This window comes from Rahnella sikkimica (assembly GCF_002951615.1).
Taxonomy (GTDB): Bacteria; Pseudomonadota; Gammaproteobacteria; order Enterobacterales; family Enterobacteriaceae; genus Rahnella; species Rahnella sikkimica.
Window position 1 is genome coordinate 939,191 of sequence record NZ_CP019062.1, and the last position, 19,458, is coordinate 958,648.

The 19,458-nt window shown below is 53.1% G+C and carries 17 protein-coding genes; 7 read left to right on the forward strand and 10 right to left on the reverse strand.

Annotated elements, in window-relative coordinates; genetic code table 11:
• Nucleotides 1-231: 231 nt before the first annotated feature.
• The 6 genes from BV494_RS04210 (at nucleotide 232) to dsrB (ending at nucleotide 5,176) form a co-directional block, all read left to right on the forward strand.
• Nucleotides 232-1,242, forward strand: coding sequence for an AI-2E family transporter (locus BV494_RS04210; protein ID WP_104924690.1), 1,011 nt, complete (start codon nucleotides 232-234; stop codon nucleotides 1,240-1,242).
• Nucleotides 1,243-1,468: 226 nt separating this feature from the next.
• A complete protein-coding gene (locus tag BV494_RS04215) occupies nucleotides 1,469-2,530 on the forward strand; it encodes an NAD(P)-dependent alcohol dehydrogenase (protein WP_104921720.1) in 1,062 nt (353 codons plus the stop codon).
• 165 nt (nucleotides 2,531-2,695) lie between these two features.
• A complete protein-coding gene (locus tag BV494_RS04220) occupies nucleotides 2,696-3,034 on the forward strand; it encodes a hypothetical protein (protein WP_104921721.1) in 339 nt (112 codons plus the stop codon).
• Nucleotides 3,035-3,275: 241 nt separating this feature from the next.
• Nucleotides 3,276-4,064: an ion transporter gene (locus BV494_RS04225; protein WP_226790019.1), complete on the forward strand. Its 789-nt coding sequence runs from the start codon at nucleotides 3,276-3,278 to the stop codon at nucleotides 4,062-4,064.
• 298 nt (nucleotides 4,065-4,362) lie between these two features.
• Nucleotides 4,363-4,572 (forward strand): transcription antiterminator/RNA stability regulator CspE, encoded by a 210-nt coding sequence (cspE, locus tag BV494_RS04230; RefSeq protein WP_013575246.1) that lies wholly within the window; start codon nucleotides 4,363-4,365, stop codon nucleotides 4,570-4,572.
• A gap of 406 nt (nucleotides 4,573-4,978) precedes the next feature.
• On the forward strand, nucleotides 4,979-5,176 hold the full coding sequence (gene dsrB, locus BV494_RS04235) for a protein DsrB (RefSeq protein ID WP_104921723.1): 198 nt from the start codon (nucleotides 4,979-4,981) through the stop codon (nucleotides 5,174-5,176).
• A gap of 97 nt (nucleotides 5,177-5,273) precedes the next feature.
• On the opposite strand, the gene BV494_RS04240 is transcribed toward dsrB, so the two are convergent.
• The 5 genes from BV494_RS04240 to BV494_RS04260 form a co-directional block, all read right to left on the reverse strand.
• Entirely contained in the window at nucleotides 5,274-6,974 is a 1,701-nt protein-coding gene (locus BV494_RS04240; protein ID WP_104921724.1) for a methyl-accepting chemotaxis protein, read from the reverse strand.
• Nucleotides 6,975-7,219: 245 nt separating this feature from the next.
• Nucleotides 7,220-7,834, reverse strand: coding sequence for a transcriptional regulator RcsA (rcsA, locus tag BV494_RS04245; protein WP_104921725.1), 615 nt, complete (start codon nucleotides 7,832-7,834; stop codon nucleotides 7,220-7,222).
• Nucleotides 7,835-8,224: 390 nt separating this feature from the next.
• The gene (locus tag BV494_RS04250) at nucleotides 8,225-9,412 is read right to left on the reverse strand and encodes a glycoside hydrolase family 88 protein (RefSeq protein ID WP_104921726.1); all 1,188 of its coding nucleotides are present in this window, start codon (nucleotides 9,410-9,412) and stop codon (nucleotides 8,225-8,227) included.
• Between the two features lie 25 nt (nucleotides 9,413-9,437).
• Complete coding sequence (locus tag BV494_RS04255; protein WP_104921727.1) at nucleotides 9,438-10,724, reverse strand: oligosaccharide MFS transporter; 1,287 nt, start codon at nucleotides 10,722-10,724, stop codon at nucleotides 9,438-9,440.
• A gap of 42 nt (nucleotides 10,725-10,766) precedes the next feature.
• Nucleotides 10,767-12,605: a DUF2264 domain-containing protein gene (locus BV494_RS04260; protein ID WP_104921728.1), complete on the reverse strand. Its 1,839-nt coding sequence runs from the start codon at nucleotides 12,603-12,605 to the stop codon at nucleotides 10,767-10,769.
• A 260-nt stretch (nucleotides 12,606-12,865) separates the two neighbouring features.
• On the opposite strand from BV494_RS04260, the gene BV494_RS04265 reads away from it, so the two are divergent.
• Nucleotides 12,866-13,717 (forward strand): AraC family transcriptional regulator, encoded by an 852-nt coding sequence (locus BV494_RS04265; protein WP_104921729.1) that lies wholly within the window; start codon nucleotides 12,866-12,868, stop codon nucleotides 13,715-13,717.
• Between the two features lie 28 nt (nucleotides 13,718-13,745).
• On the opposite strand, the gene BV494_RS04270 is transcribed toward BV494_RS04265, so the two are convergent.
• From BV494_RS04270 to BV494_RS04290, 5 genes are all read right to left on the reverse strand, one after another.
• Nucleotides 13,746-15,170, reverse strand: a complete 1,425-nt coding sequence (locus BV494_RS04270; protein ID WP_104921730.1) for a pyridoxal phosphate-dependent decarboxylase family protein — start codon at nucleotides 15,168-15,170, stop codon at nucleotides 13,746-13,748.
• Between the two features lie 79 nt (nucleotides 15,171-15,249).
• Nucleotides 15,250-16,650, reverse strand: a complete 1,401-nt coding sequence (locus tag BV494_RS04275; protein WP_104921731.1) for a CoA transferase — start codon at nucleotides 16,648-16,650, stop codon at nucleotides 15,250-15,252.
• Nucleotides 16,651-16,807: 157 nt separating this feature from the next.
• Entirely contained in the window at nucleotides 16,808-17,692 is an 885-nt protein-coding gene (locus BV494_RS04280) for a LysR substrate-binding domain-containing protein (protein WP_104921732.1), read from the reverse strand.
• Between the two features lie 156 nt (nucleotides 17,693-17,848).
• Complete coding sequence (locus BV494_RS04285; protein WP_104921733.1) at nucleotides 17,849-18,142, reverse strand: DUF1330 domain-containing protein; 294 nt, start codon at nucleotides 18,140-18,142, stop codon at nucleotides 17,849-17,851.
• A 39-nt stretch (nucleotides 18,143-18,181) separates the two neighbouring features.
• Nucleotides 18,182-19,015, reverse strand: a complete 834-nt coding sequence (locus BV494_RS04290) for an enoyl-CoA hydratase/isomerase family protein (protein WP_104921734.1) — start codon at nucleotides 19,013-19,015, stop codon at nucleotides 18,182-18,184.
• Between the last annotated feature and the right edge of the window lie 443 nt (nucleotides 19,016-19,458).

The window sequence follows — 19,458 nt, forward strand, 5'->3', positions numbered from 1 at the left end:
ATTTTTCGCAGGTTCAAATAGCCGGGAAGGAAATAACAGAATAAAACGCGTGGGATATTTTTAAACATAAGGCATTTATTATATTTTGCAAAACGACTCCGAATGTCCGGTGCTTATGGGCCCCGTTTTCCTTTCTGATTGTTCTGTAAGCCGCTAACAAGTTCGGGTTCAGTGCTATGATGTGATTCATCAGGGTTATGACCGGAACTCAAAGGATTAAGGATGCAGGCAATGCAAATAGTGAGATCGAATCAGATTCGCTGGCTCAGTGTATTCATTGTGATGGGCGGGCTTTTATTGGTTCTTCCTCTTCATTTACTGGCATGTTTTATCGCCGGTTTTTTGGTGTATGAACTGGTCAACGGACTGACGCCGTATTTTCAGAAGATCATCAGCGGCGAACGGGCGCGCTGGGTGGTGGTGGCGTTTATCAGCACGGTGGTCGTGAGCTTCCTGACGATTGCCGTCGCCGGGCTGGCCGATTTCCTGATGGAAGACATGAAGAATCCGGTGGCGTTTAACGCCATGGTGTCGCGATTGCTGACAGATGCGCAAAGCCGCTTATCACCGGTGCTCCTGCATTATCTTCCTGCCAATATCGAAGAGTTGCAGCGCAGTTTCCTGCAATGGTTGCGTGAACACATCGTGATGATTCAGACGTTTGGTAAAAACGCCGCGCACGTTTTCGTCACCATGCTGATCGGCATGATCCTCGGCGCGATCATTTCGCTTCAACATCACACGCAGGGCGAACACCATGCGCCGTTGAAAAAAGAGTTGCTTCAGCGCGTACGTTTACTGAGTGACGCTTTCCGCAATGTGGTGTTTGCGCAGTTCCAGATTTCGCTGATCAATACCGTGCTTTCCGCCGTGTTCCTGTTCGGGATTTTGCCCTTATTCGGTATTCATCTGCCGCTGGCGAAAACGCTGGTCGTCGTGACGTTCGTCTGCGGTTTGCTGCCGGTGGTGGGGAATCTGATTTCGAATACGCTGATTTTTATCGTCGGGCTTTCGCTGTCCCTGTGGGTCGGGGCGCTGGTGCTGGGGTATCTCATCATCATTCATAAAGTGGAATACTTCCTGAATGCGCGGATTGTCGGTGGCCGTATCAAGGCGAAATCCTGGGAAGTGTTGCTGGCGATGCTGGTGTTTGAAGCCGCCTTTGGTATTCCCGGCGTGGTCGCTGCCCCTATCTATTACGCCTATTTGAAAAGCGAACTGAAAGACGCAGGCCTGATCTGAGTTTGCTTTAACGTGACGTCGCAAGCTGGCGGCGTCACGGTTGTTCCTTTCATGCGCATCTCATTACACCCTCTCCTCGTATTCAGCCAAAAATCCTGAAAAAAACAGATTCAGGCAAGTAATGGCGAGAATCGTTATACCTGTCTGTCATCGTAAAGGGGCATACTTTCGCGGTGCCGGTTTCTTACCGGCATGCTGTATTCCGTTAGCCTATCAGGAGAAAAAAATGACTTTTAACGTTCATGGTTTCGCTGCACTTTCAGCGGATGCGCCTCTTGCGCCTCATAATTTTGTTCGCCGTGACCCGCGTGATACCGACGTTGTTATCGACATTCTGTATTGCGGCGTCTGCCATTCAGATATCCATCAGGCCCGTAATGAATGGCATCAAAGCATTTATCCGATGGTTCCGGGGCACGAAATTATCGGCCGCGTGAAGCAGGTTGGCGCGAAAGTCACCGGCTTCAAAGTGGGTGATACCGTCGGTGTAGGTTGTATGGTCGATTCTTGTCAGCACTGTGAATCCTGCGCAGAAAGCCTGGAACAGTACTGTGAAGAAGGCGCGACCATGACCTATAACAGCCACGATCGTCATGACAATATGATGACCTACGGCGGTTACTCCGAACAAATCGTCGTTTCAGAAAAATTCGTTCTGCGCGTTTCTGAAAAACTGGACATCAAAGCCGCTGCACCGCTGCTGTGCGCCGGTATCACCACGTACTCCCCGCTGATGCACTGGAAAGTCGGAAAAGGCCATAAAGTCGCCATCGTCGGTCTGGGCGGTCTGGGCCACATGGGCCTGAAATTTGCCAAAGCCCTGGGCGCAGATGTCACGCTGTTCACGCGTTCTAAAGGCAAAGAGCAGGAAGCGTACCGTCTGGGCGCGGACCACGTTGTGCTGTCCACCGATGCAGAACAAATGGCGGCGGTGAAAAGCCACTTCGATTTCATCCTCGATACCGTGCCGAATTCGCATGATCTGAACCCGTATCTGGATACCCTGAAACGCGACGGCACGCATATTCTGGTCGGTTTGATTGAGCCAATCGAACCTGCGTTGCACAGCGGTAAACTGGTGATGGGCCGCAAAACTGTTGCCGGATCTCTGATCGGCGGCATCGCAGAAACCCAGGAAATGCTGGATTTCTGTGCCGAACACGACATCTCTTGTGATGTTGAAATGATTGACATGCAGGACATCAATAGCGCTTACGAACGTATGCTGAAAAGCGACGTGAAATACCGCTTTGTTGTTGACATGGCGTCACTGAAAAACGCCGGATAATCAGCCATCTGATTAAATAGCGACCTGATGCGCCTTTCCTGATGTTCATTGCGAACGGCAGGGCAGGCGCATTGTGGCGAAATTTACTCTTTACGCATTTCTGTGGCTTCTCGGCTTGTAAGCGCGGTGGTATCCTGCTGCCTTTCGCCGGGCGAAGGAAAACCAGTGGCTAAGAGTTTTGATGAACTCATCAGAGATATGGATCTGATGATTGAACATGTGGACAGGCTGAAAAACTTGCCACCACGGGCGGCTCAACCAGCAGTCGCTGACAAACCTGCGTACGACTCTTTCGGTGAGATTTTCGCCCTGAAAGCCGTGATGCGGGCTTTTATCTCTTCAGTCGACACCATTGTTAAAGTGCAGATTGCGAAGAAAGTTGAACAGGATATTGGCCATCTGGAGAGCACTGTGCGATCCATTGGCGGCGGCAGCGCTGACGCAGAAGACGTCGCGCAGATTACGGCTTACGTCCGCAATGCTGTCTCTGAACTGATGGATTAATATCCCGCATCATCACATTACGTTTCAATAAACGCCGGTCACACCCCGTCTTTCAAGGCATTGTGTGACCGGCGTTTTTTTTGGCACGGGCTGCGGTAGGCGACGCGACGAAAAGCGTTTATCCTTTTCGCTATGTTTATTGCTGGTGCTCACTATGTCACAGGATTTTCGTTTTCTGGCTTCCCCTCGGCGCAGATGTTACGCGCTTTTATTTGAGCACCGCACCCGCAGCGGTCGCCGGATGGAAACGTTCTGGATCGTGGCGTCGCTACTCAGCGTGTTTATTTTGTTCTTTGAATCCAGCGCTACGGATTTATTCCCCAATACACCCAACATTCTCTGGCGGTTCGGCCTGGCCGAAGCGGCCTTTACGGCGCTGTTTTCCGTCGAATACGTTCTGCGGGTGTTTTCGTCCCCGCGTAAAACGCGTTATCCGCTGAGTTTTTTCGGCATTATCGATTTGCTGACGATCTTGCCGATGTACATCATCTGGCTGATCCCGTCCTTTGGCACGGCCACTGACCTGATCGTACTGATACGGTTGCTGAGGATTTTACGCGTCCTGCGCGTGCTGAAACTTCTGCGGTATATGAGCGACGCCGGGATTTTGTGGCGCAGCCTGATGCGGGCGAAACGCAAGCTGGGCATCTTTTTTGGCTTCGTGGCGATCATCTTGTGTTTATTTGGCGGGCTGATGTTTGCTGCAGAAGGCGGGCAGGACGGATTTACCTCGCTCGGTACGTCGGTTTACTGGGCTGTGGTGACGCTGACCACGGTCGGTTACGGCGATATCACGCCGCATACGGCAATCGGCAGAATGCTGGCGTCGGTGCTTATCCTGCTGGGCTATTCCATCATCGCTGTACCGACCGGGATTTTAACGGCTTATATGTCACAAGAGTTGGAAAAAGGGCGTGCCGCCCGTTCTTGTCAGACTTGTCTGCATTCGGGCCATGAAATTGATGCTAAGTTTTGTGCGCACTGTGGCGCAGTGCTGACATCAGAAAAGACCCAACCTATTGAAAAATAGCCTGTTAATTGTACGTAATTTGTACTGCATGGTACATAAATTGGCTGATTTCAGACTTTACTCGTGCATTGGATTAAAAAGAGTTGCTATTAAAGGGCAGTCATGAGTAAATACATACCGGCCTGTGGTACAGACCTATTTATGCACGACATCCTGAGTAAAGTTGTTCCAATTTAAAGCGTTATCCATGATAACCCTGCTCTGACGAATTTCCTTCTTAGTGCCTCCATAAGTAACGACTGAAATCCGGCTATAACATGCCCATGGTGGCGAAATTTATTTTTAAAAGGTAATTCTTATGTCAATGATGAAAGGTCAGGTTAAGTGGTTTAACGAGTCTAAAGGCTTTGGCTTCATCACTCCTGCTGACGGCAGCAAAGATGTGTTCGTACACTTCTCCGCTATCCAGGATCAAGGTTTCAAGACCCTGGCTGAAGGCCAGAACGTACAGTTCACTATCGAGAACGGTGCTAAAGGTCCGTCTGCGGCTAACGTTACCGCTATCTAATCTTGCTTTCTCGCTGTTTCAGCGATGATTGCAAAGATGACAAAAACCCGCATGCGCGGGTTTTTTTACGTCTGTCGTTTATGAAAAACGCATCACAAGCCCGCTAAACCTCCCCGCAACATTTCCATCTTCGTAAAAAGTCCCTGAATTGCAGGCAAAAAAATGCCCGCACAGAGGCAGGCAAAAAATATTTCTTATGACATTCATTATGTACTCCCTCGGGGGTGAGCACGCTGGCAGTATAGAAGAAATGAAAGTCAAGATTCTGGCATCAAAATGTTAAGAAAATGCAAATTAGTTATGCAGCGTCATTTTCTTGTTTTAAACACGACTTCCCGTATGCGCTGTGCCTTTGTGAGGCTGTCTGTACTACAATAAAGATAATTGAAAACCCTGGGATAACCTGATGAAAGTTAATGATCTTGTGACAGTGAAAACCGATGGCGGCCCACGTCGCGAAGGTAAAGTATTAGCCGTAGAGGAATTTTACGAGGGCGTCATGTATCTGGTGTCGCTGGAAGACTATCCGGCAGGCATATGGTTCTTCAATGAAGGCGATACCAAAGACGGCACATTCGTTGAGCCGCGTGAAGGCACGGAATAAATCGCCTGTTAACACGCCTTCAGAATAAAAAAATACCGGTCGCAAATGCACCGGTATTTTTTTGTCTTTAATCCGCGCTATCCGGCGCGATGACGGGTCAGAATGTTTCCCAGTTTGGCGCTTCGTTCGCGTTTTTTGTGGTGCGTGAAGCAGGGGACTTCAGTACGCGCGCCGGCGGCTGGCGCTTTGCCGATGGATTTTGTGTATGCGCATCAAGACGGAATACCGCGACGGCCTGCGTTAAGCGCGCTGCCTGTTCTTCCAGTGATGCCGCGGCCGCGGACGCTTCCTGCACCAGCGCGGCGTTCTGCTGGGTGACACCGTCCATCTCAGAAACTGCCTGGCTCACCTGGCTGATCCCACGGCTTTGTTCGTCAGACGCCGAGGCGATTTCGCCCATAATGTCCGTCACATGGCTGACGGCGGTCACGATTTCGGACATCGTATCCCCGGCATCGCCCACCAGAATGCAGCCTTCGCCGACGTAATCCACCGATTCTTCAATTAACGCTTCGATTTCTTTGGCGGCCTGTGCGCTGCGCTGCGCGAGGTTGCGTACTTCGCTGGCCACCACGGCAAATCCGCGACCTTGCTCGCCTGCACGCGCGGCTTCGACCGCGGCGTTCAGCGCCAGAATGTTGGTCTGGAAGGCAATACTGTTAATCACCGTGGTGATTTCAGCGATTTTGGATGAGCTGCGGGAAATTTTATCCATGGTTGTCACCACGTCCGCCACGATATCGCCGCCTTTCTGCGCTTTATTCGAGGCATCTGCTGCCAGTTTGCTGGCGTGATGGGCGTTCTCGGAGTTCTGTTTCACTGTCGCGGTCAGCTGTTCCATGCTGGCGGCGGTTTCTTCCAGCGCAGCGGCCTGTTGTTCGGTGCGGGAAGAAAGATCGGTGTTGCCCGATGCAATTTCCGTAGAACCCTGATAAATCGACACAGCACCTTCGCGCACGGTTCTGACGGTGGAAGACAGCGAGCTTTGCATCTGCTCAACATTACTGCTTAACACGCCGATTTCGTTGCGACCGCTGCTTTCTGCCGGTTGCGTCAAATCGCCTTCAGAAATTTTCTGGATACGCGACACCAGGCGATTCAGCGGATTGATGATGACTTTGCGCATCACCAGATAGGTGATAAATGTCAGCACCAGCGCAATCAGAAAACCGCCGCCCATCAGCATATAGCCGAGCACCGCGTTGTGCTGTGCCTTGTCATTAATCGCATTGGCTGTTTCGGTGCGGTAAGCAATCGCCGCCAGTAATGGCGCATTGTTAGCCTGATCCAGCCCGCGCACGGTTTCCGCTTCCTGCGAAATCACTTCTTCGAAATGTGCCTGCTGCGCGGATTCCAGCATCGGTGCCATGCCTTTGGTCAGATAGGCGTTGTACGCTTGTTTCAGCGGTTCATCGAGCGCCAGATCCTTATCCGTTTTATTAGGCCGGTTAATATAGCTGTCAAAACTGGCCTGAGATTGCTTAATCCGGCTGGCTGCATCGGTCAGGTTTTGTTTAAACACGTCCTGATCGCCGATACGGGCTGCGGCCGCCGCCTGAATCAGTAATAACCGTGCGGTGCGTAAATGGTTGGAGCTGTTCGACAGCGCGAGACGGATCTGCAATTCCTGCGTGGCATTCGCCAGCGCCGCATTACTCTGCTTTAAAAAGAAACCGGATGTCCCGATGGACAGGGCAAACAGGAAGAGGATCCCGGTGAGGATCAGGCTAATCAGGGTGATAAGTCGGATATTACTGATAAAAGAGGTGCGCGTTGTCGTGAATGTAGGAGTATCCATTTAATGTTGTTCCGCTCAATTGATCCTGCATACCGCCTGTTCCCGGCGGTGATTAACAGCGATAAAGGCATTGCCGCGTGGCAAGTCCGGCCGTGACGAAATGAAAACGCCATAGAAAGGACATCGGCATTTCACGGCAAGGATTCAATTTTTATATGAGAGCTGGATCGCATTTTGAGATTTATGTAGGTTGCTACAGGCGAAGCGCACGCTCAGCCTGTAGCCTGAACCCGAGGTGGGAAACGTTAATTCGCGTAGATGCCGTTGTTGAGCTGATCGCACAAACGGACGACGTGATAAATAATATGTTTGTTCGGTGATTTAATCTTCCGTTTAATATTTCCTTTGTATGAAGACACCGTTTTGGTTTTGATTTGCAATTTATCGGATATTTCAATCGTTCCGTTGCCTGACATCCACATTTTCAGCATGGCGGATTCTGAGCGGCTGAGCATAACAGGCCGTATATCCAGCACGGCACAGCTGGCGGGGTTTTGTGCCTGAGGCAGTGACGGATGATTTAGCAGTTGTTTGAGCGTTTCAGCTTTAATCGATTTCGAGGTGATAATGACGTTCTTACGAACGAAAATATATTCTTCAAAATGAATACGGGTGCGTGACATAAAAATAAAAAACAGCGTGTCGGGGTATTCGGTGATCAGTGCGCCCAGACGTTCTTTATTGTCCGAATGCGAAGACATGCAATCCTCATTAATAAATACCACGGAGGGATTCAGTTTTGCACATCCTGCCTGAAGCTGATCAAAGTGTTCAACGTCTGTGATCTGTCGTTCGCTGGTGAGAAATTGCTGCAGGCCAAGACGTGTATACCTGCATGGATCCAAGATTATCGTTTGCATGGTGAGTCCTCATAGGACGTCCTTGTTCTGCATAATGATTGGATGCGGTAGTAAAAGCACAACGTAAAACATTAGCGTGCTGAGTCTACTTTTTGCATGAAAAACGTCAGCGTGGAAGCCTTATTTTTTGCGGACTCACGGGGATAAGGGCTTAGATTAATTTGGTTTATGTCATGTTGAACTTTGATACTGATCAAAAAAATAAAATAAACTAAGACTATTCCTAATGGATGTAATGACATACAAGATGTGTTGGTTTACGGACGTGTTACGGTAACACAGCGGAACTGTTCGCCGGGAAATGATGATCTGCATTATCCTTAAAAATAATTCACGATTGAAAAATGGCAATAAAACCTGACGCAGCGCGCAAACGCTGCGTCAGAACTTTTACCAGTAAGATTGCCAGCACTGCGTCAGGCGTGTCAGCGCCTCCACGTAAAAGTAATCCCCCCAGCTGCAACACTCGTCCACGCCTTTGCCGCTGCCCATGTGATAAACAGAATGCTTAAGCAATCCGTCACAATCTTCCTGAGTGCCCGCCAGATAATGATCCGTCAGGGAATCCATAATGCGCAGCGCCATCTCTTCATAACTGGCACGTTTATCGTCCGTGGCGGGCAGGGTGATCGCCAGCTCCAGTAATCCACAGACCGCAATCGCCGCCGCCGAACTGTCACGTACCGCATCCGTGCCCAGCAGCGCCAGATCCCAGTGACATACGTCATCTTCCGGCAGCCGGTTGAGGAAATAATGTGCCAGACGCCGTGACAGCTCGACCTGTTGTGCGTCGCCGGTGTAACGGTAGCTGAGCAGGAAACCGTAAATTCCCCAGGCCTGCCCGCGTGACCAGCAGGAATCGTCGGCATACCCCTGATGGGTATTGCCAAAGCGCGGCTCGCCGGTTGCCGTATCCATATAAAACGTGTGATACGTTGAGGCATCCGGACGGACGATATACTTCGCCGCCTGTTCCGCATGGGCGCGCGCGGCGTCGGCAAAGCGTGGCTCGCCGGTTTGTTCACTGGCCCAGTAGAGCAGCGGCAGATTCATATTGCAGTCGATAATCATGCGCCCGGCCTGTTCCGGATCGTTCAGATCTCCCCAGGCCTGAATGATTTTGGCCCGTGTGTTGAAGCGCTCCATCAGCGCCTCAGCGGCCAGCAGCGCAAAACCGCGCGCCTGACGGTTACCGGTCAGCTTAAAGGCACTCACGCACGACAGGCTGTAAAGAAATCCGAGATCGTGCGTTGCGGTATCAATCCGGTTAGCGATGCGGTTGCCGAAAGATGTCACCTGTTTTTCAGCCGCCACGCGATAACGGTGATCGCCGGTCATTTCCCACGCCAGCCACAGTTGTCCTGTCCAGAAACTGGGGGTCCATTCCACATTACCGGTCAGCGGATAATGGCTTTTTTCGCAGTTTTCCGCCGGGAATTTATCGCCGAATTTGTCCAGATTGCGCGAGATTTTGCTTAATACTGTTTCGCGGGCGCGCTGCATTTTTTGCGCGAAAGCAATGCGGTCCAGCTGATTCAGTTCGACAGGGCGTAACGTCTCTTTTGCGATGTTCATCATTACCTTTTCTTCCTTATTAAAAATTTCAGCGTTTCAGCGGGGCAAGCTCAGCACTTTTTTCAAACGCTTGAACTGGCGCAGGTGCGCCGGAACGCAGGCTCTGGCAGGCGGATAACGTAAAGGCGGAAATCAGAGTAAAGCACAGCGCGATGCCGCCCATAAACAGATAGGTATGTTCGAAACCGATGCGGTCGTAGAAGTATCCGGCTGGCGGGGCGACGACGATGGAACCGACGTAAATCATCGCCTGATAGCCGAGCAGATACATAGTGGCGTTCACGCGTTTGCTGAAATGCTCGGCGATGTATTTGAAGACCGACACCAGCAGCAGCGCGATTTCCAGCCCGTAGAACGGTTTGATAATGGAAATCAGCAGCGGATCGCTGGTCAGCCCGGAGGCGATCAGGCGCAGCCCGACCAGCACGCCGACCAGCAGCAGGCTCTTTTTCGCGCCGAAATAGTTCACCAGGAACGGGATCACCATCATCATCAGAAACTCAAGTCCGGACTGCACGGTGCTCAGATAGCCGTACCACGCGTTGCCTTGCTCTTTGGTATCGAAGAAGGTGACGAAGTAGCGCGAGAACTGTTGTTCGGCGACAAACATCATCCACGCGACCCCGGCGACATACAGCGAGAACATCCAGAATTTGCGGTTTTTCAGCAGTAAAATCACATCGCTGAACATGATTTTTTGCTGGGAAATCACATCATTGTCTTTGAGTTCTTCATCACCAATTTTCAGCGATAACAGCACCACCAGCATCACCAGCGACGTCGCGCTGCTCAGGCCAAAGTTCCAGGCCGGAGACAGATTAAACAGCACGCCGGAAAACGAGGCGGCGAGCGCCCAGCCAAGCGACCCCCACATCCGCACCTGGCCGAATTCCATGTGATACAGGCGGCTGAAGCGGTCGGCATAAGATTCCGACGCCGCCACACCGGCGTACCAGCCGAGGCTCAGATACAGTGCGCCGGCGACAATCCCGGCCATCAGATGGCTGTCGAGCAGCGGCTGATACACGAAGATAAAGAAGGGGGCCATCAGGGCCGACACCAGCACGACAAAATAGAGCAGGGATTTGCTCATGCCGATCTTGTCCATGATGTAGCCGTAGACCGGTTTCATGATCACCGCGAACACGCCGTTAACCGCAAAGACCGTGCCGATGGTGACGCTGTCCAGCCCGGCTTTCTGGCCGAGCCATAAGGCGTAAAGCCCGAAGCTGGAAGACCAGGTGAAAAAGTAGAGAAATATAAAGCTGCTCATTTTGTAATACGCCGTTTTACTGGCGGTTTTTATCGCTTTCATAATGACTCCTGAAGACAGTTCTGACGGTACAGATCGCAGGTCTTAACGCAGCGTGATTTGCCCGCTGTGCCCCGGAGAGTGCCAGCGTAATTGCTCCTCTTCACGGATCACTTCCGGCACGCCTTGCGCAGAAATATCCTGCGTGGCGGCGGCACAAACGGCGATGATCAGCCAGTGTGAACCGGCGGGAAGCGCGCCGGCCAGCAGCGGAATCGAGGCGGTTTCGGCAAACATGATGCTGCTGTTTGGCGGGGTGACGATGGCGGCAGCGTCGCGCGGTGCGCTGTCATCAAGACAAACAATCCGGCTGACGCCGTTACGGGCGCTGACGGTGACGGCACGTTTGTCTGCCGTTATCTCCGTGCGCGTTTCCGGTTCCTGAATCACCGCAAAGCCGCCTTCCGCCGACGTCAGTGGCCGCTGGTTTTCGACATGGTGGACGCGCAGATGCCAGTCTCCGCACGGAATCAGCCAGGTTTGCACCGTCACGTCGTGCCACGGCAGCCAGCGGGAATAAATCATCGATTCGGTAATGCGCGTTTCAGCACACTCGCGGCGTCCGCGGAAATAGCCGTCGTCTTCAGAGAACATCAGCATCGAATCGCAACCGGCGTGATTCAGCCCGTAGCGACCCCGGTCGATCGTGAAACCGAACTGGCTGGAGTAGGCGAATTTGGTGTATTTGGCTTCGGTATTGATGAAGTTATTGCGCTCGATTTGTCCGGACGTGAGCATCACCACATGCTGGCCTTGAGCGTCGCGCATCAGGATCTGGCTGGCGTGAGGAATACAGTGCGTGGCGGGGATTTCAGGCAACGGCGCTTCCTCTGCCTGCCAGAAGGCGTCGTCCTGCTGCAGCGCCAGTACCAGAAACAGCTTACATGCCCAGTACGGCGAACCCGGCGCGTTGTAGTCTTCCGCCATCGCCAGATTTGGCGCGTGATAGCCAATGCTGAGTACGCCATCGCGGTCGAAAATCGGCTCTTTCAGCCAGTGCCGCAGATGGCGCAAAATCAGTCCTTTGACGATGCCCGGCGTAAACACCTCCAGCTTGCTGTAAGCGGCGGCGCTCCAGAACGCGGCTTCGGCAAAGCGGTACGTCAGGCTGCGGCCAAACGGCACGGCGGCACCGCTGGCGGAAAACATCGTGATGAAATCCTGCGCAAACTGCTGCGCGCGTTCCCTGAGCACGGCAGCGCGCGGGGCATCCACATCCGCCATATTCTGTGCGTAAATCAGCCCGTAATAATGGAACGCCATCGAAATATAGTAATCACGCGGGCGGTCCGGCCCGTCGGAATACCAGCCGTCACCGAGATAATAGGTTTCCATCAGCGCAAAGCGTGCGGCCACGGCGGATTCATCCCACGGCATTCCGGCCTGTTTAAAGCCCATCTGCACCATGACCGGGAAGAAATTCCAGTTGTTATTGGGGATCACCGCAGCGCGCCCCTGATTCAGCCAGTCGGCGAGATTTTGCTGTTCCTGCGCAGAGAAATGGCTCAGCAGGCGTTTATCCAGCAGGGCCAGCCCGACGCCAAACGCCGCCATTTCTACGCAACGCTGATCGAAATCGCGGATGTTTCCCCAGTATTGCGGATGCTGCGGATCCGTACCGAACCGGATCGCATTAATGTAAAACGGCAAATCCGGACATTCACCGCCACCGGCCAGCAGCGGGAAAATCCCCCATAACATGCGTGACAGCGCTTCCATTTTGGCAATCTCTTTACCGTAATGCGTGGTGGTATTGCCGAGGTCGATTCCGCTTTTGCCTTCTTCGGTGTAAGGCGAGACAGCGGCCAGCAGATCGTTTAGCAGATGTTGTACATCGTCGCGGGTTCGCAGCGGATTGCCGGTATTAATTGTTTTCAGTGTCATAAAGAGACTCCCGGTGACGTGATAGGTACCAGAAAATAAGGATTTAGTAATTTGAAATATTATTTCAGTTCTCTGTGTCGCGATTGAAATATAGAGAACTGGGAAACGCTGATTGTTATGTGCTTCACAAAATGCAGTGATTTTTGAAATTGTGATTATTAATCTGGCGTTAAAACGGCGTAAATTATAAAAAGCAGACTAAAAATTGTGTTTTGTTGTCCCGGCAGAAACGGGCTGAAAATAACGCAAGGAACCCAGAAATGGCGGTATCCGATTATCTTGAACGTATTGCCCTTACCGATCGTCAGGTTTCTTTTAACCGGATGAACCGTGGCAGCGCCAATTATTTTCACTGGCACCAGTGTCTGGAATTACTCTTTGTCAGCCAGGGTTACGGCATCGTCATTGTCGATAACCAGCAATATACGTTGCGGCCGGGGCGGTTATTTGTTTTCCCGCCTTTTAAGCTGCATAAAGTGTTTGTGGAAGCGGATACCAAAAACGCTTATTTGCGCACGACCATTCACCTCGACCACGTTCTGCTCGACGGCTGCCTGCAATCTTTTCCGCAACGTCGGGCACGGTTTGCCAGCTTGTGGGATGCCGACCGCGCGGCGCACATTTTTGATCTCACCGAACACGCCAGCCATATCGAAGTGATCCTCGAACAGTTCAACCGCCTGCCGGAAACGCAGCGTCATCAGTGGGAAGAAATTTCCATGCTGGTTTTGCAGCTGATGGCGTTTATGCCAGCGCAAGAGGCGTTGCCGAAAACCGTCAGCCGTACCACGGCGTCAAAAGTGATGCAGTGGATCGAAGAAAATTACGTGCAGAAATTCTCGCTGGCGGAGCTTGCGGCGGCGATTGGTTTATCGGAAAGCTATATTTCGCGGGTGTTTGGCGAGGAAACAGGGGGATCCATTCAGGATTATCTGGCGACGCGGCGGGTGAAACGCGCCTGCGAATTACTGCGTTCGACCGACCGTTCTGTCGAAGCCATCGGCTTTCAATGCGGGTTTTCTGACGCGCCGTATTTCATTACGCGTTTCAAAAAAATGATAGGAAAAACGCCGCTGCAATATCGCAAGGCGGCGTTTTCGTTATTACCGTAGTAAGAGGGCGAAGCAAAAGCGCGGCGGATCAGATCTCCGCGTAACAGGCTTTCATGGAATCCAGCGCCAGCTCAATATCGGCTTCTTCAGTCATCCAGTTCACCAGCGCGGCGCGGATTCCCGGTTTGCAGTTAAGCGAGGTCGACGTACAGCGCACCACGCCTGCGTTATCCAGCCGTTGCTGGAAACGGTTCCGCGTCGCCAGCGCTTCCGGCGTGCCGTCGGCACCTTCCAGCGCAAAACACACCACGTTGAGACTGACCGGCGCGAGCAGCGTAAAACCCGGCGTGGCGGCAAGTTTCTCACCCAGCAAATGCGCCAGTTCGACATTGCGTTCCACCACTTCCGCCAGACCGTCGCGGCCATAGGCTTTCAGCGCCATCCACACCGGCAGGGCGCGGAAACGACGTGAGTTTTCCGGCGTCAGATGCAGGTAATTGTCCGGACGCACGCTTGGCAGGACGAGATACGCCGAATGGTTCTGGAAAACCTGAACCTGCAAGGCCAGATGGCGTTCCTGAGTAAACTGAATTGCGCTGTCATACGGCACGTTCAGCCATTTATGGGCATCCACCGTAATGGAATCCGCGTCTTCCCAGCCCGCCAGAAGCGGTGCATAGCGTTTCGATGACGCCGCCACACCGCCAAACGCGGCGTCAACGTGCAGCCAGAAACCGTATTTCTCGCGCAGCCGGAGCAGGGCGGGTAAATCATCAAACGCCACGGTATTCACCGTGCCTGCGCTGGCGAGCACCATCGTCGGTCGGTCAGGATCGGCAGCCAGAATCTCTTCCAGCGCCGCCGGATCAATCGCTTCGCTGCCGGGCAGTGTTGCCACCGTCACCAGCGCATCGCGCCCGATGCCTAACATGCTCAGTGCTTTTACGCTGCTCGAATGCGCGGCGGCGGAAAGCACGCGGATAGGCCCCAGCGCCGCCAGCCCTTGTTGCGCTATATCTACGCCGCACTGCTGGCCCAGCCACTGGCGGGCAATCGCCATGCTGACAAAGTTCGCCATGGTCGCGCCGCTGACAAACGTGCCGCACACAGCGTCCGGCAGGCCGAAAAGTTGTTTGAGCTGGGTGATTGTCGCCAGCTCGATGGCGGCGGAAACCGAATCAAAATTCAGCTGTGTATTCTGATCCACGGTGCTGACCAGCCAGTCGGCGGCCAGGGACGCCGGTGTGCCACCGCCGGTCACGAAACCGAAATAGCGCGGCCCGGCGCTGGCGGACATCCCGCTGGCGTAGCGGTTCCAGAAATGCTCCAGCGCGGCCTGCGCGCCGATGCCGCTTTCCGGCAACCGGTCGTCTCCGGCTTGCAGATTTTGTGCGCTGGCGGGCGGGCAGGTGGAACGCTCCGGCAGCGTTTCGAGGAAAGAAACCGCCGTGTCGCAGGCCTGACGCAGGATTTCAGGCAAAGTGTCCAGATCGTGCTGAAGCAGTGGGTGCATAAAATTCCATTAAGGTTCAGATGATTAATACCATTCTTTAACTTACCCGATTACCCGGCGGCGGCAAATTGACATATTTTCACCTCGCCGGACGGACTTCCTGCCAGCTGGCGGGTGCGGAACCCAGCGGGGAGGCGGGCGGGTTCCACTGCAATCGGGTATTTTCCAGCCACACCGGTGGCCGCAAACGCCAGGCCGGGCCCCAGACGGTGTGTTCCTGTTCAGGCGAATAATCAGCTTCATCGGCGGAGTGAATTTCCGGTTCGCGCTGCTCAGTGCTGGCTTCGCTTTCCGTCAGTTCGCGCGCTGTCCTCGCCAGCGACAGCCACGTCTGGCTGCCCTGACCGGTTTCTACCCGCTGAGCCAGCCCGTGCAGAACTGCCGCTGCCATCAGATAGCCCGTGGCATGATCCAGCGCCTGAACCGGCAGGGGAACCGGCTTATTTCCACCGGAAACCTGCATTCCCCGTTCGGCAATGCCACAGCTCATTTGCACCAGACTGTCGAAACCACGCCGCTCGCGCCACGGGCCGTTCCAGCCATAAGCGTTCAGGCACACATCCACCAGACCGGGCGCGAGTGCGCGGAGTTGCTCACTGCCGTATCCGAGTTTGTGCAGTGCTCCGGCGCGGTAGCCGTGAACATTCACATCCGCTTCCCGCAGCAGCGCCTCAAAACGATGACGATCCTGCGGGTTATGCAGATTCAGCCGCGCACAGTGTTTGCCTAACGTGACATCAGCTTCCTGGCTGACTTCATCCCAGCCAAACGGGTCGATGCGTAAAACGTCTGCGCCCAAACCCGCCAGAAAGCGGGTCGCCACCGGCCCGGCGATAATGCGTGTCAGATCGAGAATTTTCACTCCGGCCAGCGGCCTCTCGCGTGAGAGTTCCCATTGCGGCAACGGCGTTTGCGACGAAAGAGATTGCTGAAACAACGGTTCCTGTTGCAGCGATTTTCCCTGTACGTGTTGCTGCCATTGCGCCGCGCTCAACATCTGTGCGGCGCAGCCTCCTGCCTGCACCACCGCCTGCTCGAGTTCGGCCTTTTTCCACAATATCACCCGCTGCGCCAGCACTTCGCGGGTTTCGGCTTTGCCCAGTAACGTCTCCACCACGAGGCGATGCGCGGGCGCATTGGTATGCAAACGGATCCAGCCGTCGGCGGTGGCGTAATCCCCGGCAAGACTGTCCCATGCGGGCGGAACATCCCAGCCGTCGGGCTGAATGCTGGAATTGCACCACAAGGACGCCAGCCGCCGGTTGACCGTGACGGTGTCACGTTTACCGTGCCTCAGCGCCAGCAGTTGCGACAACGCCAGCCCGGCGAGGGCAACCGATGCGCTGATGAACGGGGTGACCGGATAACAGGAGGAGAGGTTACCTTCACCCGTGATATGCAGCCGCGAAGAACAGAACGTTTCACCGGTGAGCTGCGCGTAAAGTGACTGGGTTCTTTGGTGGATGGCTTCATCAGACATTGCTATAACTCCATATTGCGAAACACTTACAACACAAAATAATAACAAATTAGCATAGCATGCCGGTCAGAAAGCCGGTCGATAGACGGACATTGGCGAAATACCCGAAGATGAGGATGTTGCAAGGCCGCCCGCTTTAAGCGCTTGTCGCTTTAGCTTACCTGACCATAAAACCGTCGAAAATCTCTGCCATATAATCAACAAAAACCCGTACCTTTGGCGTCATCTGTCGAGTGCTTGGCCAGAGAATGTGAAAGGTTGTGGTCTGTTCCACTGCATTAATGAGTACGGTCTTTAATTCCCCTTTAGCAAGGGCTTCTTTTACGGAGTAATCCGGCAAACATGCTATGCCACGTCCTGCTTTTACCATAAACAATAGCGCCTCGAGACTGCTGCATATCAGCGTTGAGGGTATCGCGAACCCTCCCGAAGTAACTGGCCAGTGCGCGAGTTTTCCCGAATTTGGAAACCGGTATTGCAAACATGCATGCGCTGTCAGATCTTCCGGTCGCTGAGGGACACCCTTTCGTGAAAAATAGTCTGATGAACCCACGATGCAAAGGCGAAAAGAGCCCAGACGGCGTGATATGAGCCTTGAATCACTCAGTTCGCCTCCGCGAATAACGATATCCATGCTTTCTTCGATCACATCCGTCAGCCGATCTGAAAAATCCAGGTCCAGCTCTATCTCCGGATAGCGTGCCATAAAGTCTGAAATCATGGGTAACATTAGCCCGCCCGCCAGGGGCAAGCCGATGCGAAGTCGCCCGCGAGGAAATTCAGTCATGGCCGACAGTTCATCCTCTGCCGCCTGAATTTCGCCAAAGATACGGCGACAGCGCTCAAGAAAAACCTCTCCTTCGGAGGTGAGTCTTACCGAGCGCGTGCTGCGCTGAAAAAGGCGTACACCCAGACGTTCTTCCAGACGGGATATACTTTTGCTGACCGCCGATGAGGAAATGCCCTTAACGCGACCGGTTGCAATGAAGCTCCTTGTCTGAGCGACATGAACAAACACTTCCATCCCATTCATTCTTTCCATGCTTCACTTTACGCCGGGCCATTGATGACAAAATTGTCACAGATGTTATGCCTATCAACCCCATTAATTACAAGTGTGCATGACCCTGCTATGGCGCTAAAGGCAGTACTGACTCAGGTACAGCCGTGATAAACGCGACCGCACCCTGCGAAAATATTAACCTTCCACACCTTCGACGATGAATACACGATATTCAGCGCCTTTCAGCCGGTGCTTAAGTGCTTCCTGATAGAGCGGACTTTCATAGGATGCTTTAGCATCGGCCAGGGCAGGAAACTCAAGGATGACCGCACCCTCCACCTCCGCACCTTCCAGAGTTTCAACCGCACCATAATAAGCGAGGGGTGTGACGGGATGTCCAACAGAGGCCGCGGGAGCCATTTCCTCATATTGACTGAATTCTGCGGGATCGGTGATCCGATCACGAACGTAAACGATATAGGCGCTCATGGTGACTCCTTCACACGTATAAAAAATATAGATTGGTCGTCATACTGACGGTTCGTCGCTTATCCGCTCTCCAATATTCAGCTCGAAATCGCCGACTTCACCAAGGCCGGCTGCCGTTAACCTCGTGAAGGCCTTTTGCGCTTCAGGCCACAAATCAACCCCATGTAAAATGTGGTTCGATGTCCATAGATCGCCTTCAGAAGGTACGCCGGCTCGGGCATTGACCATTTTCTTGCCTGTTTCCAGCGCCCGCTTTTCAAATCGAGCCAGGCGTTGGGCAAACGCATCAACGAAAGCATCAAGTTCGGCATCAGGAACAGAGCGATTGATGAAGCCATAGCGTTCACCTGTATCGGCATCAAAATCGTCGGCACCGAGGACGATTTCCAGTGTGCGTGAACGCCCCACCAGGGCAGATAGCCACTCAACGCCACCCCCGCCAGGCACAGAAGCCCCCCCGACCTCGATCAAAGCAAATTTGGCGCGCTCCTTTGAGGCGAAGCGCATATCACAGGCCAGAGCAAACTCGAAACCCTGTGCACGGGCCCGGCCACGAACCTTGGCAATGCTGATGACGGAGGACTGTGCCAGACGGGTGACGAAATTCGGCCAGTGGTAAAAGAATGGAGCCGCTCCAGGCTGATCAGGGATCGTGGTACGGTTGATAACGTCATGATGATTCATGAAGAAATCCGGATCGGCGCTTTCGAAAACAACAACTTTCAGATTTTCATCCTTCTCAATCTCATCCATCAGGACATTCAGTTCTGCAAACATCCAGGGGTCAAAGAGGTTCAGAGGCGGATTACTGATGATGATGCGCCACCATCCCTGGGATTCACGGACGATATCAAGTCGTTTTTGATTATTCATATGAAGTGCCTCGTTTCATAACCTCAGCGGGTTATGTCCTTTTACGTTAGCCGCCCTCAGGGAACGTGTGCGGCAGGAGTTAATCATCAGCCTCAGGATATCCAGTCTTAGCCGCAGGATTAAGAGGGTTAAAGGAAACAACACTCATGACATTGTTGTCATTAATAGGGGATGCGCTTCGGGGCTTGGTGTTTAAAAATAACCTTTATGTAACAGAATGTTCCTAAAAGCAGGCACGATTCCTGCCCTAAAACGGGGCATTGCTCGCCCTTTGAACGCCGGTTGCCCAAAAGCCGCGCAGCCCTTGTCTGGCGGGGAATGTCGCTGTCAGATGTGCTTACTTTTTCAAGCAAAATATTAGCTGAATGCATTCAATTTCTTGTACTCGGCTTGTGAATTTTACGTTAGCCTTAGGGTCGAAATTTTCTGAATACGCGGGAGTC

Excerpts from the sequence above, each read along its gene's own strand:
- BV494_RS04210 (WP_104924690.1), top strand. The coding sequence starts at position 232 with ATGCAAATAGTGAGATCGAATCAGATTCGCTGGCTCAGTGTATTCATT.
- BV494_RS04215 (WP_104921720.1), top strand. The coding sequence starts at position 1,469 with ATGACTTTTAACGTTCATGGTTTCGCTGCACTTTCAGCGGATGCGCCT.
- BV494_RS04225 (WP_226790019.1), top strand. The coding sequence starts at position 3,276 with ATGGAAACGTTCTGGATCGTGGCGTCGCTACTCAGCGTGTTTATTTTG.
- cspE (WP_013575246.1), top strand. The coding sequence starts at position 4,363 with ATGTCAATGATGAAAGGTCAGGTTAAGTGGTTTAACGAGTCTAAAGGC.
- dsrB (WP_104921723.1), top strand. The coding sequence starts at position 4,979 with ATGAAAGTTAATGATCTTGTGACAGTGAAAACCGATGGCGGCCCACGT.
- BV494_RS04240 (WP_104921724.1), bottom strand. The coding sequence starts at position 6,974 with ATGGATACTCCTACATTCACGACAACGCGCACCTCTTTTATCAGTAAT.
- rcsA (WP_104921725.1), bottom strand. The coding sequence starts at position 7,834 with ATGCAAACGATAATCTTGGATCCATGCAGGTATACACGTCTTGGCCTG.
- BV494_RS04250 (WP_104921726.1), bottom strand. The coding sequence starts at position 9,412 with ATGATGAACATCGCAAAAGAGACGTTACGCCCTGTCGAACTGAATCAG.
- BV494_RS04255 (WP_104921727.1), bottom strand. The coding sequence starts at position 10,724 with ATGAAAGCGATAAAAACCGCCAGTAAAACGGCGTATTACAAAATGAGC.
- BV494_RS04260 (WP_104921728.1), bottom strand. The coding sequence starts at position 12,605 with ATGACACTGAAAACAATTAATACCGGCAATCCGCTGCGAACCCGCGAC.
- BV494_RS04265 (WP_104921729.1), top strand. The coding sequence starts at position 12,866 with ATGGCGGTATCCGATTATCTTGAACGTATTGCCCTTACCGATCGTCAG.
- BV494_RS04270 (WP_104921730.1), bottom strand. The coding sequence starts at position 15,170 with ATGCACCCACTGCTTCAGCACGATCTGGACACTTTGCCTGAAATCCTG.
- BV494_RS04275 (WP_104921731.1), bottom strand. The coding sequence starts at position 16,650 with ATGTCTGATGAAGCCATCCACCAAAGAACCCAGTCACTTTACGCGCAG.
- BV494_RS04280 (WP_104921732.1), bottom strand. The coding sequence starts at position 17,692 with ATGGAAAGAATGAATGGGATGGAAGTGTTTGTTCATGTCGCTCAGACA.
- BV494_RS04285 (WP_104921733.1), bottom strand. The coding sequence starts at position 18,142 with ATGAGCGCCTATATCGTTTACGTTCGTGATCGGATCACCGATCCCGCA.
- BV494_RS04290 (WP_104921734.1), bottom strand. The coding sequence starts at position 19,015 with ATGAATAATCAAAAACGACTTGATATCGTCCGTGAATCCCAGGGATGG.